Raw genomic sequence first — 17,691 nt, 5'->3', positions numbered from 1 at the left:
GGTCATTCAATAATCTTGATCACGTACACTGCTGTATATGTGTCAGTTATAACTATGTATTTTTGAGTGCAATTCTTCTTGTGGTGTGAATTGAAAAAAATACTTTTCAGGAGTACTGGCTTCCCAAAATTGTTTTTTGGCTGGATGAGTCTCAACGACTCATCCCAATCTCACACTCAAAATGCGGCTCATTAGAAAAAAGCGTTCTTTGGAGCATACTCAATAAGACCAGACTGATTCTTTGCTGAATCAGTGTATTTTATAGAGTTATAATGGTTTAATTTTATTGATTGAATCAATCTTTTAGGTAGCTTAAATTTCGACAACCCGTCTATGTAATTGTATTTACTAATTATGTTATAGTTATACTTGAGGCAGAGAAGTTTCGCGTTTACCGGGGGAGGCGGCAATCTTCCTGGTGGCAACAATTGACTCCAGGGAAGAGAGAGGGTATGATTTAATCATACTGGTTCATGGAGAAAAACAATGCAAACGGATAAAGCTGAAAGGATCACCATTACGTTGCCGTCTGAAATGCTCGCATCGATCAAGGACAAGGTACAGTCTGGAGCCTACGGTTCCACCAGTGAACTTATCAGAGAGGCGATGCGCCTGTGGCAGAGAAAAGAAGAGGAACATGAAACGCGGCTTTCTTTGATTCGCAACCGTCTGGCAAACTCGACCACAAGCGGTGCCCCCGTACCACTTGATGATGCTTTTAAAACAATCGAGCGGTTGCACCAGGAGCGAATGAAAAAGTACCTTGATGAAAAAATATAATATTTACCTGATGCCGGATGCGATCAAGGAACTTGAGGCGATTTATAGTGATTTAACAGACAAAAGTGGCCCCCCCGAGAGAGCGTGGGCGTTCGTTGAAGAACTGGGCCGGAAATGTTGCGAACTGGAAACTGCTCCCTTGCGTGGGCAACCAAGAAGTGACCTGATGGAAAACCTGCGGATAATCCCGCTCGACAGAAAGGCCGTTGCCGCCTTCCTTGTTGATGCAGAAACCCAGGCCGTCCTTATTCTCAATATATTTTACGGCAGCAGAGATTATGAAGCCCTCATAACTGCGTCCAAAGCTGCGATCCACAAAAAACATGACACCACTTGCTCGCAACGAATTTGGAGCTCGTCAGTCGATGGGCTGAATGTGCGCAACAAGCGGGAGGTAAGCTGATAGATGCCACTAAGGCGGTAGGCTGCATATGGATTTTCCAGGAGGTTACTTGTTCCAAGTGCTTTTATCTCTTCAACAGTTTATTGTAAAGTTGGTCTTGTCCGCAAGAAATTATGTACTGGAAGGTCAAGCAGAAATTTGATCCCCTTTTTTTGCCCCCTTTTCTTTAGAGGCCCTATGAGCAGTAAACCCCTTGAAAAAGCCAAAGATCAGCAATGGATCTATCTGACCGGTAAAGAGATTTATCAGTTTTTTCATAAGGTGAAAGGACGACTGCAGGGAATTCAAGTCTACGCCCTGGTGGGGAAGAGTGGGACCGGGAAGAGCTTTCGGGCCAAGCTGCTGGCGGAAAAGATCGGGGTGCCATATATCATCGATGACGGGTTGTTGATCTATGAGTCAGTTATTCTTGCCGGCAGGTCTGCAAAACATGAAAAAAATTATATCAGCGCCATCAAAACCGCTTTATTTGCCGATCCTGATCATCGACAGCAGGTTGTCGATGTGCTTCAGAGAAAGAAAATAAAGAGAATTCTTCTGTTGGGAACCTCCAACAAGATGGTGATTAAGATTGCCGAACAGCTGGAACTGCCGCCCATCAGTGAGATCATCAATATTGAAGAAATCGCCAGCAAGCAGGATATCGAAAATGCCATCAAGTCGAGAAAAGAGGAAGGAAAACATGTCATCCCTGTGCCGGCTATAGAGGTAAAAAGGGACTATTCTCTGATTCTGATGGATAGTGTGCGGATTTTTTTCCAAGGCGGGAATAATCCCGATGGCAGAAAAAGGGCGAGGTTTTTCGAAAAATCCTTGGTGCGTCCCGTTTTTCAGGATAAATCGGTTGTGCAATCGAATTTCAACGACAAAAAAGGCGTACCCGGCACCGTCTCGATTTCCGAGGCGGCCCTGCTGCAGATGATTCTCCACTGTGTCGATGAATATGACGGTGACATCCAGGTACGCAAAATTAAAGTCAAGTCCAGTCGCGCCGGATATGGCATCAACATGTATATCGACGTGCCCTACGGAAAAAGCCTGGGGGCGCAACTGCACGACCTGCGTGAGTATATTCTCTCTAAAATACAACAATATACCGGCATAATTCTCAATACAATGGAGATCTCCGTCGACAAGGTTTCCCTGCGTGGGAAAAAAGAAGAAATCACTACGAAGTAGACGCAGTACCCGGCTTCCCGCGCATTTTTCTCTGTTTCAGGATCCCTGAGTCAGACAAGACAATATCGTTTACTTTATCCGGCTCGTCTATGCAGAGAAACAGTGACGCTCATCGATCAGCTCCCCTTCGCGGTACATCCACTGCTGGCTGCTTGTACCATCTTCAGGAATAGCAAAATTGTTTGCAGGATCTTTGCCTACAGCGGTGCCAATCAACCTGGTGGAGCTGCTGGCAAAAAGAGAAGACCTGTTTGCCGTGGTATGTCCAGCCTGGCCGTTCAGCTCTGCCCCCCCGATAAGGGATGGCGGAGAGATGGTCAAGCCAAGGAGCAGTAACGCCAATAATATCAAGTTTACCTGCTGCACCTGTAGAGAAGGATACATTTGCCTGGCCCCAAGGTTGTGCCCAAAAGGGCGGCCTTGCCGGGCCGGCCCTTTTGGGTTGTATACCCCGCGACAGACTGTTACATTGTTTCCGAATTCCCGGGCTGCCCGGGTTGCTCTGGTCCTATCCGGTAGGGCCGCATCATCTCGTTGTCCTCGTGCTCGACAATGTGGCAGTGCCAGACAAACTGGCCGGGAGTGTTGAACTGGGCCTTGATGCGAGTGACCTGGCCGGGATAGGCGATAACCGTATCCTTGAACCCGGTCTCCCACGGTTCGGGTGGGGTGACGTTGCCGTCGAGTTGAATCGGGGAGACAACTTCATCGTCTTCATTTAAAACAAGACCTTCACGGTTCACCACTTCAAAGACCACCTCATGGACATGCATCGGATGGGCGTCCCCCGTGGTGTTGTAGAACTCCCAGATCTCGGTGGCACCGACATCCGGGTTCTCGGTAACCGGTTCCATCCATTTCCGTTCCGTCCAAACCCCATCTGGCGTAGCTGGATCGATGCTGTCGGGACCAACGGTGCCGAGGAGCGCCTCGATCGGGCCTTCAACTTCGTTGTTGTTAGCGTCGACGCCCTCGCCCATCATTTCAATCAGGGCCAGCTGACGGGTGACGGTTGCTGCCGGCAGGGGGGTGATGGCCGGCAATTGCAGGAACTGTGGTGGAGTGGTCGGATCCGCCGCTAAGGCAGGAACCACTCTGAATTCCATCACCTGGCCGGTGGATAATGGGTCGGCCACGTTAAAATCGGCACCCGGCACACCCCCGCCAAAGGGTTCGTCCGGCCCCACATTGCCCAGCACGTAATTGCCCACCTCTACATTGGTGAAGTCGACGATCACATCGGCGCGCTCGGCCAGGCCCATGAGCAGACGGTTATCATGGTCGGCGGTGAGATTAACAGGTGCTGCCAGAAAGCCTCCTTCGTTGCCAATTGCCCACACCTCTACCCCGGGGATTTCGCTAAAATCGAGGATAAGAAAACGCGACTGGCAGCCGTTCAGAAAACGCAGGCGGTAACGCCGTTGCTCGACGGTCTGGAACGGCCAGGTATTGCCGTTTACCATCATTGTGTTGCCGAAGAACTCGGGATTCCAGATCGGTGAAAACTCTCCATCCGGTAGGAACTCGCCGACAATTCCGTCAAAAAACTCACGCGTGTCGGGATAGAACAGTGACCCATCTTCATTGAATGCACGGTCCTGGATGGCGATAGGGATCTCGTAGTACGTTTTGTTGGGCGGGAACTTGTCGTTCTCATTCGGTGCCGGTCCCGGCAGCACGGCGGGTGAGAGATTGCGGGAGTCGAGAACGGCATCATCGCCGTCCGGGCCGCCACGGACGAGGTAGAAACCAGCCGGCCCGGCATAGACGTTGACCCGCGTCATGCCCAGGGTATGGTCATGGTACCAGAGTGTCGAGGCACGATTGGCGTTGGGGTACTGGAAAATGGCATAACCGGGTCCCCAGGCGGCCTCAAAATTAGCGGCCGCTTTGCCGGCAAAAAAGGCGTACCAGCGTCCTTCGGTGGCATATCCATCAGGAATATTGTCAGCCGCCGGCAGATACCAGGTCTCGGCGTAGCCGTCGCTCTCATCTCCCACCCCCACTGCCCCGTGTACATGGGTGCAGATGGGTACCGGCCCATCATAACTGTCCGGTGTCAGTTGTCCGGTGTAATCAGGACGGCTATCTCTTCCCAGTTCACCGCCAGGCGGGTTGGCCCAGTGCAGGGTTGGATCGACCGGCAAGAGGTGCGGCAGATAATTCCCGTTAGCATCAACCAGGCCGTTGATCCACTTCACCCGCACCGGCCGATTCCATTTGGCCTCAATGGTCAGAGATGGGGCGTTGTGCAGGAGGAGGCCCTTTTTTATGGCCGTGGCTACCGCCCCATAGCCCCAGACGGGTGTCAGGGGGAGTGAAGCCGGTAGAATCTGCTGCTTGAACTGTCTCATCGAGATCTCGTAATAGTCGGCGTTTTTGCCGTTCTGCAGTTTGATCGTTCCGGCTCGTGGCATTACCGGCGGGATGAGCATCGGCGTCTGATATTTTGGAATGTCATCAGGTTCCAGAGTACCGCCGGGAATCGCCGCAAGGGCCTCCGGCAGCTTGTAATGCCATGGAATGAACATCGCCGCACCGCCGATAAAACTGATCTTCAAAAATTTTCGGCGGGTCAATTCGAGTTTACGACCCAGTTGGGTATCTTTCTGGTTCTTTTTCATGATTCTCCGCTCCCAATTATTATTTAACAGCTGAATGCATGTAGGTGTCTTTTGATTACTCATAAGACTCAGCCAGCTTCAGTAGCCGCTGTGGCATCGGCGGAGTATTGACTGCAAGGTACCCAGATCGTGGCACCACCTGTTGCAGACCGAAGCGACGATTGAAGCGGGAACAGAAGTCGGCCAAACGTCTTGAGAACTATTCTTACAAATTCTATGCCAGGGTGTGACGATGTGGTACCAGCCGATTGGTATTCTCGTGTTATCAAGAGATTGCGCTACTTTTAGAGGGCAACAGAGGAGGGAAACACTTCTCCGGGGCTTATTTTGCGCGTCATTTTTAGGCCAAATTTAGCCAACAGACCGTTATTGCGGAAAAATATCGTTGTTGCGGAATTGTGCTCTGGCAGCCTGTGCCGTGATTTTTTATCAAAAAACCGCACAAAAAATCATGGTTTGTCGATGTTGAGTTTGTTCAACCTGGCCCGCAGGGTGGAACGTTTTAGTCCGAGGATCTCGGCAGCGCTGTTTTTGCCGCTTATCTTCCAGTTGGTTTTTTCAAGAACTTCAATGATATAGTTTCGCTCAACTTCTGCCAGGGTCTGGAGCTGTCGCCTGGTGGTTCCGGATGGACGGAATAGTGCATCGGCCAGGGCGAGAGTTTCACCGTGGGTATTGATTACCGCCCTCTCAATGACATTTTGCAGTTCGCGGACGTTGCCCGGCCAGTGGTAATTTTCCAGCTGCTGCATAACGTCGCTCGGGATGTCTGTAATTTTCTTGTTGTATCTGAAAGCAAATCTATCGAGGAAATAGCGAACGAGAAGGGGGATATCCTCAGCCCTTTCGCGTAGCGTCGGAGCAGTGATTGGAAAGACGTTCAGTCGGTACCAGAGATCTTTCCGAAACAGGCCGTTGCGCACATCTAGAGAGAGGTCATGGTTGGTGGCGGCGATGACCCGGACGTCAACCTTGATGGTCGTCGAGCTCCCCACTCTTTGCAATTCGCCTTCCTGCAGTACCCGCAGCAGTTTTGGCTGCAGGGTGAGTGGCAGATCGCCGATCTCATCGAGAAAGAGAGTTCCCTTATGGGCAAGCTCCAAGCTGCCGATCCTCTTGGAATCAGCGCTGGTAAAAGCGCCTTTTTCGTGACCGAACAGCTCACTTTCAAAAAGGCTTTCCGACAGAATGGCACAATTAACCTTGATCAAGGCGTGATCTTTTCGTGGGCTTGAATCATGAATTGCCCGGGCAAACAGCTCTTTGCCGGTACCAGTTTCCCCAAACAGCAGAACAGTTACATCGCTGCTGCTGATCTGTTTGATTTTAAAAAACAGGTACTGCAGAGCGTGGCTGCTGCCAATGATTCTTTCCATCTTTGCCTACCGCTTCAACCATTTGACCAGTAAAAGTCGTGCCTTTCTCTTGCTTATTCATTGCCAAGAATCAGCCCTGAAGTTGCATTGACAATGTATGACATCTTTCAGGAAATGTCAGGAATACTGTTAATATCTTTTAGGAAAAAATAAATATAACATATTAACATAAAACTAAAAAACAGGCTTGCTGCCTGTGCCTCACCGGATGCCGGCAGAGACAACTGGCCATGGAAAAGTCGCGTTATATAGTTGGAAAACCATTAGCATAAATTAATTCAAGTGATACCCCTTGTTAAACTGTCGATAATGATTATCAATAACCAGCAAACGTCTAAAGACTACGCCACCGAACTCACCGAAAAGTTCTTCAGAGATATGTTTGTAACACCCACATCAGTACAAGGAATAATTTTCAACAATCAGGGAGGTCGTATTATGAGTGACAACAGTCAGTGCCCCGTAACAGGCCACAAGAGTAAGCACGCAGCGAGAAAGTCGAACCGTGACTGGTGGCCGAATCAGTTGCAGCTTGATATGCTGCGCCAGCATTCCTCCAAGTCCAATCCGATGGGTGAAGATTTCAACTACGCTGAAGAGTTCAAAAGTCTCGACCTCAATGCCGTGAAGAAGGATCTTCACAAGTTGATGACAGATTCACAAGACTGGTGGCCAGCCGACTGGGGACACTACGGCGGACTCTTTATCCGCATGGCCTGGCACAGTGCCGGCACCTATCGCACGGCAGACGGCCGCGGTGGCGGAGGGACCGGCAGCCAGCGCTTTGCGCCTATCAACAGTTGGCCGGACAACGTCAACCTTGACAAGGCGCGCAGGCTGCTTTGGCCGATCAAGCAGAAGTACGGCAGAAAAATCTCCTGGGCCGACCTGTATATTCTCACCGGCAACGTTGCGCTGGAGTCGATGGGGGTCAAGACTTTCGGTTTTGGTGGCGGGCGTGAGGACATCTGGGAGCCGGAGAAAGACATCTATTGGGGGTCGGAAGATATCTGGCTGGATGACAAACGCTATTCGGGCGATCGGCAACTGGAAAATACCCTCGCCGCCGTTCAGATGGGTCTGATATATGTCAATCCGGAAGGGCCGAACGGCAACCCCGATCCGGTCGCTTCCGGCATTGATGTTCGAGAGACCTTCGCACGCATGGCCATGAACGACGAAGAGACCGTCGCGCTCGTCGCCGGCGGGCACACTTTCGGCAAATGTCACGGCGCAGGCGATGCATCGCATGTAGGCCCTGAACCCGAAGCCGCGCCTATCGAGGAACAGGGGCTCGGCTGGAAGAGCAGCTACAAAAGTGGCAAAGGTGGTGATACCATCGGCAGCGGCATCGAGGGCGCCTGGAAACCGAACCCGACGACCTGGGACATGGGCTACCTGAAGGTACTGTTCAAATACGAGTGGGAACTGGTAAAGAGCCCAGCCGGCGCAAATCAGTGGCTGGCCAAGGACGTAGATGATGAGGACATGGTGGTTGACGCGCACGATCCGTCGAAAAAGCGCCGACCGATGATGACCACGGCCGATCTGTCCCTTCGCTTCGACCCCATCTACGAGCCGATCGCACGGCGCTATCTGGCGAATCCCGAGGAATTTGCCGACGCCTTTGCCCGGGCCTGGTTCAAGCTGACCCACCGTGACATGGGGCCTCGTGCACGCTATCTTGGACCGGAAGTTCCTGCCGAAGAGCTGCTCTGGCAGGACCCTGTCCCTGCGCTCGATCATGAACTGATTGATGACAGTGACATTACCGTCCTTAAAGATAAAATCCTCGCTTCCGGCCTGTCTGTCTCTGAGCTGGTTGCAACCGCCTGGGCATCGGCATCGACCTTTCGCGGCTCCGACATGCGCGGCGGGGCGAACGGGGCCCGTATTCGCCTGGCCCCGCAGAAAGATTGGCAGGTCAACCAGCCGGATCAACTGGCCAAGGTGCTGCAGACCCTCGAAGGCATTAAAAGCGAGTTCAATAAGAAGGTCTCTCTAGCTGACCTGATCGTCCTGGCCGGTTGTGCGGGCGTTGAAAAGGCGGCGAAGAACGCCGGTCACCAGGTGACGGTTCCCTTCACGCCGGGACGCATGGACACCACGCAGGAGCAGACCGATGTTGAGGCCTTCTCCGTTCTTGAGCCTGAGGCAGATGGTTTCCGCAACTACCTCAAAACCAAATACAGCGTCCCGGCCGAAGAAATGCTGGTTGACCGGGCGCAATTGCTGACGCTGACGGCTCCGGAGATGACGGTTCTCGTTGGTGGCATGCGTGTCTTGAACACCAACTTCGGACAGACCAGGCACGGTGTCTTCACCGACCGTCCGGAAACTTTAAGCAATGAATTCTTTGTCAATCTGCTCGAAATTGGCACGGTCTGGAAGCCGACCTCTGCAGATGGAGACGTTTTTCAAGGCAGCGACCGCAAGACTGGTGAACCAAGGTGGACAGGGACACGGGTCGACCTGATCTTCGGTTCAAACTCGGAGCTGCGTGCCCTGGCAGAAGTCTATGCCGCGGCTGACGCCCAGGAGAAGTTTGTCAATGACTTTGTTGCAGCCTGGAATAAGGTCATGAATTTGGACCGATTTGACCTCGCCTGATCATATTACAAGTTCTCGAGGAACGACTTTTTAACCGGTATCATACGTCGGGAGTTGCTCCGAACATCTTTGGCGACGAACAGCAACATATCAGCGCGGCGTTCCTGATTTTACTGAAACGCCGCGCTCTTTTTTGGCCTGCTAGATCTTCTTGCTGAACATTCTAGGCATCTTGGATTTTCAGGAAACCATCCACTCCCTTCAAAGAATGTTATTCACAACCCATGAGAAGGCTGTTGCCGCATGCTGCAGCCAGATTATACTTGCGGATTCCCTTGACAAAAAGCGTATTCCAATCATATAGAATGTGGTTTGATCTTTTTAACGGCTGCGGCACAAGCCGATGCATCAACAGATGGAAAAATGAACATGTGGATCCTTCAAAGAAGATTTATCATGAGTTTACAGTCGGTTATAGTTCTTATTTGCTTTTTGCTGTCTGGGGTGTTTCTCCCCAGGGAAATTCGGGCGGACCTCAATAAGGAACAGACCCAACTCCAGGTATTGCAATCCTTAAACCTGATTGCGGTCTCTTTGACCCATATCATGACTTATAATGACAAGGTGGTTCTTGACCAGGAATACAATACCATCATCAATAACTTGAATTTAAGCAATATTCCTGACGCCGACATCATCACCTTGCTTCAGGAACTCATGGACCTGCTGACAAGTTCGAAAATTCAAGATCATGAAAGGAACTACATCTTGAGCCGCTTTGATAAAAATGTCCAAACCGAGCTCAAGAATAGAGTGAGGTCGCGCATTTTCGATACCGATATGGTTCTCAACCCTTATGCGGGCATTTTATCTGCGGTACTTTCCACCGGGTCCTTCTATTTTAATTACCGATCCCAGATGGATACATACGCTAAAGAGAAAGAGGAAGGGAAATGGGCAATTGAAGCAAAAACCATGCAGGGACTGAATAGTTTTTACAAAAAGCTGCTGAAATATTCCTGGGAGTTGATGCGGCGATATGAATTGCCGGATGAATGGCGATTGAATGAAAAACAGCTCAGTGATTATACCGATATTTTAAAGGAAGCCGACCTTGAGCGGCGGTATCGCAAACTGGAACGGATTGAAAACAGTTTCCAAAAATTCCCGCCCTACTGGTATTACCGCGGTCAAGCAGCCCAGGAACTTGGTAAAAATGAGCAGGCGATTGACTGCTTCAACCAATTTCAGCAAATCAATCAGAGGATCTTGAGAAAGGATCCTTATGCGGCCTCCGTTGCCATGTGCAAAACCATGTTACAAGTGGAACAGTCGGTTCCCGGCATGCTTAAAAGCGATTTGGATCTGATTTTAGCCAATTCAGATGATGCCGATTGGGGGAATATTCTTTTTGTGGCCCTGCAATATGGACGTATGGGAGATTCTGATACGGCGGCCAAGCTGATTCTGCGTAATCTGGATAACGGGCATATCGCATTTATCGACTCTCCTGATATGATTCGGACGGTCGGTCCGGCTCTGCTGCTGAATGCTCGACCCGACGTTTTCGATCGCATTATGGATATGGTGCTGCAAAACGATAAGGTGAAGAATTACGACCTGCTGTGGCTCTATGGGCAAATACGCAACAGTGATATCTTAAAAAAAATACAACCTGAATTTGACCGCGTGTTGCTGCAGGTTGCAGATAAGTCTCTTGTCAACCCCCTCAATGTTTTTAAGGGCGACAATATCACACTTTTTTTACCTACGCGCTGGATGGCTGAAAATTCCCTGGTGACCCTGCGTTTAAAGGATGAGGCCGGGGAGAAAGATTTCTATCCTGCCGATGCGGCCGTGATGCCCGACTTGCCGGAAATGACTGTGTTGACCTTTAAAGATGTCTTGCCGATCAAATCTTTTATAAAGAAAAAACGTTCTGCGCAGATCTCTATCGCTCTTATTCGTGAAAAGCTCGCGGCGGACAAAAGCGAAACAGAAGGCTACGATATAGAAATGGTCTTCACATCGCAAATCATTCGATCCGACGAGCAATTAGCCAAAACGATAAGGTATACCAATGATCTCTTCAAAGTTGGCACACCAAGCATCGAGATTAAGGAAAATAAACAGGATTCAGATGATTTGACAGTGTGGTTCAATAAAGAAAAAATCATCCTGAACGGGGAGATTTTTGGGTGGAACGATAACGGTGTCACCAAAATCAACACCGACGATAACCTGCCGAGCTCCTCATTCCTGCTGCCCCCGCCGATATTGGAGCATGATCTCCCTCTTGGGCCTGCCCCGGCGATGAAATAAAAGCACCGGCACTGGATGACAGAAGAAATGAGCTGAATGAATTGATCAAATCTTCGATTTGTCAATATTAACCTCAGAAGGTAATAATTTCGTATCCCTTGTCTCGGTATGCCACCATGCTGGGATGGCCGGACATATCGTCGAGTATTGTCAGCCCTTGCTCTTTTGCTGCCTCAAGCGTTCCGAGTTTGCTTGAACAGGCTTTACAGACACCTGCAACAAGACCAGCCTCTAAAGTTTTTTTCCACAGGCCGTTTAAAGGCATTCCTGGTTTCGCCAGTTCGGGAAGGAGTTTGACCGAGGCCCCTTCGATGACAATTTTTGATTCGTATCCCTTAGCCTTCATGTCTAATGCATTTAAGAGCACATGGATGAAACACATGGGGTCACCGTTGTAGACAAAAAGTGCGAATTTTCTCATGATGTAACTCCTTTTTTGGGCCTGTTAGGTATCATTCCGGTTCAGTGACGGTGTCACACACTGTTTACTCAATCGGAATGTAAGCTGCAAGTTGTCTGTATTCACCGAAGAGCAAAAGGATAAAATCCAGGCCAGAGGTTCAACTACTTTCAACCGGGATCGTTTCCACTCGACACGGAACATGTCGATGCAGAGGAGTAGCCGCCAGCCGATCCCGGTGAGTATTCTTGGTGAGTCTATTCACATTTACCCCATGGACGAGACCGGCATATTTCAAACCAAAACCATGGGGGATAAGTATTTGTCCCACCCGTACCGCATCTGAAATTTCCAGCTCAAGCTTCTCAGATGCAGCTTCTGTTGTTACCTTGACAAACTCACCATCGATAGCACCGAGCCGCGCAGCATCTTCCGGATGCATGGCCAATGTGCTTGTCCGTCGTCCTTTATTCCAGTCTGGCTTTCGCATTAAGGTATTGGCATTTTCCGGTTTGTGTCGTCCGGCATTGAGTATGAATGGATAATCCGGGTCAGGGGCGAGGGCCTTTTCTTCGTTTTCTGGGGTAATTTCAGCCAACCACTCTGCCAGTTCCGCTATGTGCACATTGATTTTTTTGTCTTTTGTCTGCAACAGGGACATGTTGTTCTCATCTATCTTGCCAATCCACAGCCCGGATGGATTGGCAAGAACACTGGCAAACAAGAGTTCGGCATGGGCAACCTGAGGACTGAGAATGGCAAGCGGTGCCAGTGACTTGTATTTCACCATGCCGTAACAAGCCTTTGCCCATTTACGGTAATCAAGGGCTGCTTTGCAGAAGGAGGGCATGGGATATCCGGCTCTTGCGGCGTTTCTTCTGAATTTGCCAGGAGAGGCAAGAAATAGTCCCCACAGCGCATCGAGATTGCCGGATTCGGTTACGCCACTCCTTGCTTTGGCCATGACAAGAGGCATGAGCCGGGCGGCCTTGGGGTGTGCCTTGATATAGGTCAGAAGAGCCATGGTAAAGGTCAAGCGATCCTTTTTCGCGGCTGCATATAGATACGCCGGCAGATCGGGAACAACACCGGAGGCATCAGCAATTTCGGCAAGAATCTGCCCGGTCTCTTTGGTTGGTAACTCTGGTTGTATAACCGGATGGCGCATTTGAAAAAATATTTCCGGATAATTCCATGCGAAAAAGCTGGCATCATAGGATTCATAGGCCGATCTGGCGGGGAGGACATAATCGGAGAGTTCGGCCGTTTCCGTCATGGCCACATCTATGGTGACTTTCAAATCCAGTCTGGCAAAAGCCTTTTCATAAGCAGAGGTATCGGCATAGGAGCGTAGCGGATTGCTGGCGTCAACCACTACCGCCCGTAACCGTTCAGGATTGTCGGAGAGCACTTCTTCCGGAAAAACATTTGGCGGGAAATACCCCATAATCTCCGGAAAATCAGTCTCTTTTGTGCGCCATATCCCTGGCTTTCGCTCGTCACTATGGCTTCCCAGCGGCATCACGGAGCCAGGGATAACGTTTCCGCCCGAGACACACAATCTGCCACAGACCGCCGCAAGCAGCATATACAGGTAGCTCGCAAGGGTGCTGTGTCGGTTCATTAAGACTCCCAGGTCGGTATGCATGCACCACCTGCGCCGACTCAGCTCCTGGCAGAGCTCTTTGATTTGCTGGTACTCTACCTGGCAAACCGCCAAGGCCTGTTTGATGTCGAAATTTTCGAACCAGCTCCTTATCGATTCAAAACCGGAGGTATTGCGTGCAAGGTATTCCTTGTCTTGCCAGCCTTCGGCTAAAATCAGGGCAATCATCGCTCGGGCAAGAAGAGCATCGGTCCCCGGTCTTAGGGCAATGTGCATGTTGGCGACACTCGCCGTCTCCGACTTTCTCGGATCGATGACGACGAGAAGTTTTTCCGGGTTTGCGGCAAATTCTTTCAGCACCAGGGGTGCCCTTGGCATCTGGTGCGAGACCATACCATTCCAACCAATGGCCAGAAGCATATCTGCGTGGTGCTCATCTGGGATAGGAAAGATGTTTTGTCTTCCGAACAACCGGCCGGCACACCAGAAATAGCCGGTCAACTCCTGCGCTATCGATGAGTAAAGAAACCTTGAGCCAATGCCTCTGAGTAAGGCGGTTGCAAAGGCTGCATCAATATGCGATCCCTGCCCACCCGCCCCGATAACTGCAAAAGATTGCGGGCCATGGGCATCGATAATGGCCCGCATTTTTTCGCCGATTTCCGAAATTGCCTGAGCCCAGGAGATCTCGACAAAACCCTTGTCCGTTTTCTTGAGAGGAGTTGTCAGGCGATCATCATGATGCTGATAATTGGCGATGTTTGCCCCTTTACGGCAGAGATAGCCTCTGCTTCTCGGGTTTTCGTTATCTCCCTTTACCTTGGCAATGTGGTTATCGACAATTTTAACCAGAAGCCCACAATTCTGCGCACACAACACACATCCGGTTTTCTGCCACCTTTCCATACAGCCTCCATGAGATTACAATCAATTTTTCTTGCAGCGAGGTAATGACCTCAAGATAGCATTTGCCTTTCTTTGTTAAAAGTGGCATATACGACTTAAACCGTGCGAAAATGGCCATTAGTACCTTAGAAATTCATTTGTTGATTTTTGAGCAATGAATTTCGTGAAGATACTTACACCCGCAAAGCACGGGCACTGTAAAAAGTACCCCCTTGTGGGGTGTTTGCTTTAGAACCCTTGTATTGTTGCCCTCAATATGATCAAAATCACATTCCTTGCCGTGGAAGGTTGCCTCTCTTCCAGCATATCCAATTTGATGGATGCCTTTACCATTGCCAATCTCTGGCACAGCTTTTGGTCGGGAAAAACGACAACTTTATTTGCTACGGAGGTCGTCGCCCTGGACGGCAAACCGGTTGTCAGCAACAATTGTATTCAAATCAACCCACACCGTACGCTGGAAGATATTACCAGATCCGACTACCTGATTATTCCGGCATTCGTGCCTATTCCTGCATCCCGTCAAATGCAGAACCCGAGGATCCTCGATTTTTTACATCGACAGCACACTGGTGGCACAACCCTCGCCGCCGTTTGCACCGGGGCATTTCTCCTTGCGGAAACGGGATTATTGAATGGAAAAATCGCCACGACAAACTGGCAATTTGCCAAAAAATTCAGACATAGATATCCAAAAGTGCGCCTCGATATAGAGAGTATCCTTACCGAAGAGGACAACCTTATCTGTACGGGCGCAGTCACCGCCATCATGAACCTCGCCTTGACAATAATTAAACGCGAAGGATCGGCCAGACTGGCATCTGCCTGCGCCAAAGCGCTGCTCGTTGATCCCAACAGGAAAAGTCAGGCTCCATACTCCCTGTACATTCAATCGGAACGGCATAAAGATGCCGAGATATTGAAAGCGGAGCAATATATGCTCGAGCATTTAGACCGCAATATTGTTATTGACGAAGTGGCTGAATTTGTTTGTATAAGCCCCAGACACTTCAAAAGACGCTTCAAAAATGCCACGGGTGACTCACCCCTCAGTTATCTGCAGAAATTGCGGATTGATGAGGCGAAGAACCAATTGGAAAATACCTTGGAGAGTATCAATGAAATAACCCGCCGGGTGGGGTACGAAGACGAAAGCGCATTTCGACGTTTGTTTAAAAGACACACCAGTCTTTCGCCAAGAGAATATCGGGATAAATTTCTTCAAATGGAAAGCTGACCAAAGAAAGAAGAATTGCGTAGGCCATTATGGTGGTTCATTTAAAATTTTTTTGAGTACTGAAAAACCCAAGATATTATATGAGCGATCTTTTGTTGTAAGCTTTACTCTGTACAGTGTACTGAGGTAAGGAAAGATCAAGATCGATGTGCTTTTTAAGAGTGTTTTGAGATAAATATTAGGTAATTACATTGATTAAAACGATCAGTGACAAAGAAATTGTCGATTCCTTCAGCAGTGGGATTATTGTGACCGACTGTCAAGCGATAATCACCCATATCAACCGTCAGAGTGAAAAAAACCTGGAGATCGTCGCAAGCGACCTGATTGGTAAGAACATTTCGCAAGTTTTGCCTTTTTTTCACCCCTGTATAACGGAGTGTCTGCAAAGCGGCAAACCTCTCATGAATCAATTGCTCGAGGTGGCTCAGGGGCAATTGGTTATCAATGTCAATCCAGTGTTGCGCGATCAGGAAACTGTCGGTGTAATCCTCAATTTTCGCGCCTCAGATAGCTTCGAAGCCTCTGCCAGGAAATCTGATTCTTACAAGGAACTGAACCGTCAGCTTAAGGCTATTATTGCTGCCTCCTCCGATGGTATATGGGTCTGCGATGCAAAGGGCTTCGTCGTCACTATTAACAGTGCGTCGGAATCGCTCAATGGCATCAAGGCAAAAGATGTCATAGGCAAACATGTTTCTGAGCTTCTCGACAATAAGAGCTTTGATCAATTGGTGACCACAAAAGTTATTGCCAGCGGCAAACAGGAAACTATCGTTCAGCATATCAAAAAGACCAACCGGGTTCTCTTGTGCACCGGAACCCCTGCCCGGGACGAAAATGGCAATATCGCGCTCATCGTCGTCAATGAAAGAGACATGACCGAACTCGAAAATTTACGCAAAAAATTTGCACAAAACCGGAAGCTTACCGAAAAATTCAAGGAAGAGTTGTCAGGACGGACCTTAAAAGAACTCGAAGATAACACCATCATTGCAGACAGTATGCCAATGAAACAAATTCTCCAGAAATCTTTGAAGCTTGCCCATATTGGCGCCTCGAATATTTTGATTCTTGGAGCTTCAGGTACCGGCAAGGGATTGTTGGCAAAGTTTATCCACAAAAACAGCAACAGGCGTGAAGATCCTTTTGTCGAAATCAACTGCGCAGCAATTCCTGAAAATCTTCTGGAGGCGGAATTATTTGGTTTTGAAAAGGGGGCTTTTACCGGTGCAGCTGAAATAGGTAAAGTAGGATTGATTGAGTTGGCCCAGGGAGGAACCCTTTTTCTTGATGAGATCGGGGATATGCCCATAAACCTGCAAACGAAACTGCTGAAATATCTCGATGATAAACAATTCAGGCGTCTCGGTGGGACAAAATCAATAAATGTCGAATGCGCTACTATTTCGGCGACGAACCGGGATTTGCGGGATCGTGTGCAAAATAACTTATTCAGAGAAGATCTGTTTTACCGCCTCAGTAGTTTTACATTGGAGATTCCATCCTTGTGTGATCGCCGGGATGATATTCCGAGACTGGTTCGCTTTTATCTGGAGAAATATAATAAAAAATACAACCGGTCTACCCACATCAGTGCCAAAGTTGTGGCACATCTACAAAACTATTCCTTTCCCGGTAACGTTCGTGAATTAAAAAGTTTAATAGAAAATGGTGTCGTCCTCAGTGAAGATGCATCGTTGGATAGATATTTTGCAAAAATTGAAAAAAACAGTAATCCTCTCGTCCCAGTCTTCGATCTGCCAGCATCCTCAAAGCCCATAGATCTAGCCGAGACTCTTGATGAAGTTGAAAAACAACTTCTTATTAAGGCGAAGCGGCACTGTGCGACAACCCGACAAATGTCTCGCTATCTTAATATCTGCCAATCAACTGTGGTCAGAAAATTGCAAAAGCATGGTCTGTGAACAATCTGCTGCAGCATCTTTTGCTAGCTGAATTGAGGGTTGAAAGAGTAAACATCTAACAGGAGTTGCAACATGTATCTTGAACCGGATAAACAGGTTAAAATCGAAGTGACACAATGCGAGTGCGATCTCATGAAGAAAGGCGATTGCCTGTACCTGAAGGGTCCTCTGATTGATAAAGATAAATCCGATACCATTTGTGTGACTGCACTTATGGCCATTTATCCCTGGGTTATGACGGCCCGATTTGGTGTTGAATCGAAAAACCTGGAATTTGATCAGGGGTGTTATAGGGTCTGGTGTCCTGAAAAATTAGTCGAGTTCAGTATCCGGACCATTTAACTGAGGGGTAACGCCCCTGGCGGAGAAGCTCAATTACG

13 protein-coding genes are annotated in these 17,691 nt (G+C 49.1%); 8 read left to right on the top strand and 5 right to left on the bottom strand.

Going from position 1 to position 17,691, the window contains the following annotated elements:
* Positions 1–486 precede the first annotated feature (486 nt).
* From ACYQ8U_RS05025 to ACYQ8U_RS05015, 3 genes are all read left to right on the top strand, one after another.
* A complete protein-coding gene (locus ACYQ8U_RS05025; RefSeq protein WP_459944424.1) occupies positions 487–780 on the top strand; it encodes a type II toxin-antitoxin system ParD family antitoxin in 294 nt (97 codons plus the stop codon).
* Positions 767–1,183: a type II toxin-antitoxin system RelE/ParE family toxin gene (locus tag ACYQ8U_RS05020; protein ID WP_459944423.1), complete on the top strand. Its 417-nt coding sequence runs from the start codon at positions 767–769 to the stop codon at positions 1,181–1,183. Before ACYQ8U_RS05025 ends, ACYQ8U_RS05020 begins: the two co-directional genes overlap by 14 nt.
* A 177-nt stretch (positions 1,184–1,360) precedes the next feature.
* Complete coding sequence (locus ACYQ8U_RS05015; protein ID WP_459944422.1) at positions 1,361–2,362, top strand: hypothetical protein; 1,002 nt, start codon at positions 1,361–1,363, stop codon at positions 2,360–2,362.
* Positions 2,363–2,449: 87 nt separating this feature from the next.
* Here the strand turns inward: ACYQ8U_RS05015 and ACYQ8U_RS05010 are convergent, their stop codons facing one another.
* The 3 genes from ACYQ8U_RS05010 to ACYQ8U_RS05000 form a co-directional block, all read right to left on the bottom strand.
* Entirely contained in the window at positions 2,450–2,713 is a 264-nt protein-coding gene (locus ACYQ8U_RS05010) for a hypothetical protein (RefSeq protein ID WP_459944421.1), read from the bottom strand.
* A gap of 113 nt (positions 2,714–2,826) precedes the next feature.
* Positions 2,827–4,986, bottom strand: coding sequence for a multicopper oxidase family protein (locus ACYQ8U_RS05005; RefSeq protein WP_459944420.1), 2,160 nt, complete (start codon positions 4,984–4,986; stop codon positions 2,827–2,829).
* A 449-nt stretch (positions 4,987–5,435) separates the two neighbouring features.
* Entirely contained in the window at positions 5,436–6,362 is a 927-nt protein-coding gene (locus tag ACYQ8U_RS05000; protein ID WP_459944419.1) for a sigma-54 interaction domain-containing protein, read from the bottom strand.
* Between the two features lie 438 nt (positions 6,363–6,800).
* Here ACYQ8U_RS05000 and katG point away from each other — a divergent pair, with 438 nt between their 5' ends.
* Together katG and ACYQ8U_RS04990 are read left to right on the top strand one after the other, a co-directional pair.
* On the top strand, positions 6,801–8,972 hold the full coding sequence (gene katG, locus ACYQ8U_RS04995; RefSeq protein WP_459944593.1) for a catalase/peroxidase HPI: 2,172 nt from the start codon (positions 6,801–6,803) through the stop codon (positions 8,970–8,972).
* A gap of 1,002 nt (positions 8,973–9,974) precedes the next feature.
* The gene (locus tag ACYQ8U_RS04990) at positions 9,975–11,234 is read left to right on the top strand and encodes a tetratricopeptide repeat protein (RefSeq protein ID WP_459944418.1); all 1,260 of its coding nucleotides are present in this window, start codon (positions 9,975–9,977) and stop codon (positions 11,232–11,234) included.
* Between the two features lie 73 nt (positions 11,235–11,307).
* On the opposite strand, the gene ACYQ8U_RS04985 is transcribed toward ACYQ8U_RS04990, so the two are convergent.
* Positions 11,308–11,655, bottom strand: coding sequence for a cytoplasmic protein (locus ACYQ8U_RS04985; RefSeq protein ID WP_459944417.1), 348 nt, complete (start codon positions 11,653–11,655; stop codon positions 11,308–11,310).
* 139 nt (positions 11,656–11,794) lie between these two features.
* A complete protein-coding gene (locus ACYQ8U_RS04980) occupies positions 11,795–14,146 on the bottom strand; it encodes a molybdopterin-dependent oxidoreductase (protein WP_459944416.1) in 2,352 nt (783 codons plus the stop codon).
* Between the two features lie 256 nt (positions 14,147–14,402).
* On the opposite strand from ACYQ8U_RS04980, the gene ACYQ8U_RS04975 reads away from it, so the two are divergent.
* From ACYQ8U_RS04975 to ACYQ8U_RS04965, 3 genes are all read left to right on the top strand, one after another.
* Positions 14,403–15,383: a GlxA family transcriptional regulator gene (locus ACYQ8U_RS04975; RefSeq protein ID WP_459944415.1), complete on the top strand. Its 981-nt coding sequence runs from the start codon at positions 14,403–14,405 to the stop codon at positions 15,381–15,383.
* A 191-nt stretch (positions 15,384–15,574) separates the two neighbouring features.
* Positions 15,575–17,311: a sigma-54 interaction domain-containing protein gene (locus ACYQ8U_RS04970; protein ID WP_459944414.1), complete on the top strand. Its 1,737-nt coding sequence runs from the start codon at positions 15,575–15,577 to the stop codon at positions 17,309–17,311.
* 72 nt (positions 17,312–17,383) lie between these two features.
* A complete protein-coding gene (locus ACYQ8U_RS04965; RefSeq protein WP_459944413.1) occupies positions 17,384–17,653 on the top strand; it encodes a TIGR04076 family protein in 270 nt (89 codons plus the stop codon).
* The last annotated feature ends 38 nt before the right edge of the window (positions 17,654–17,691 follow it).

It is taken from the genome of Desulfocastanea catecholica (assembly GCF_054657295.1).
This window is presented reverse-complemented; position numbering and strand designations above follow the sequence as displayed.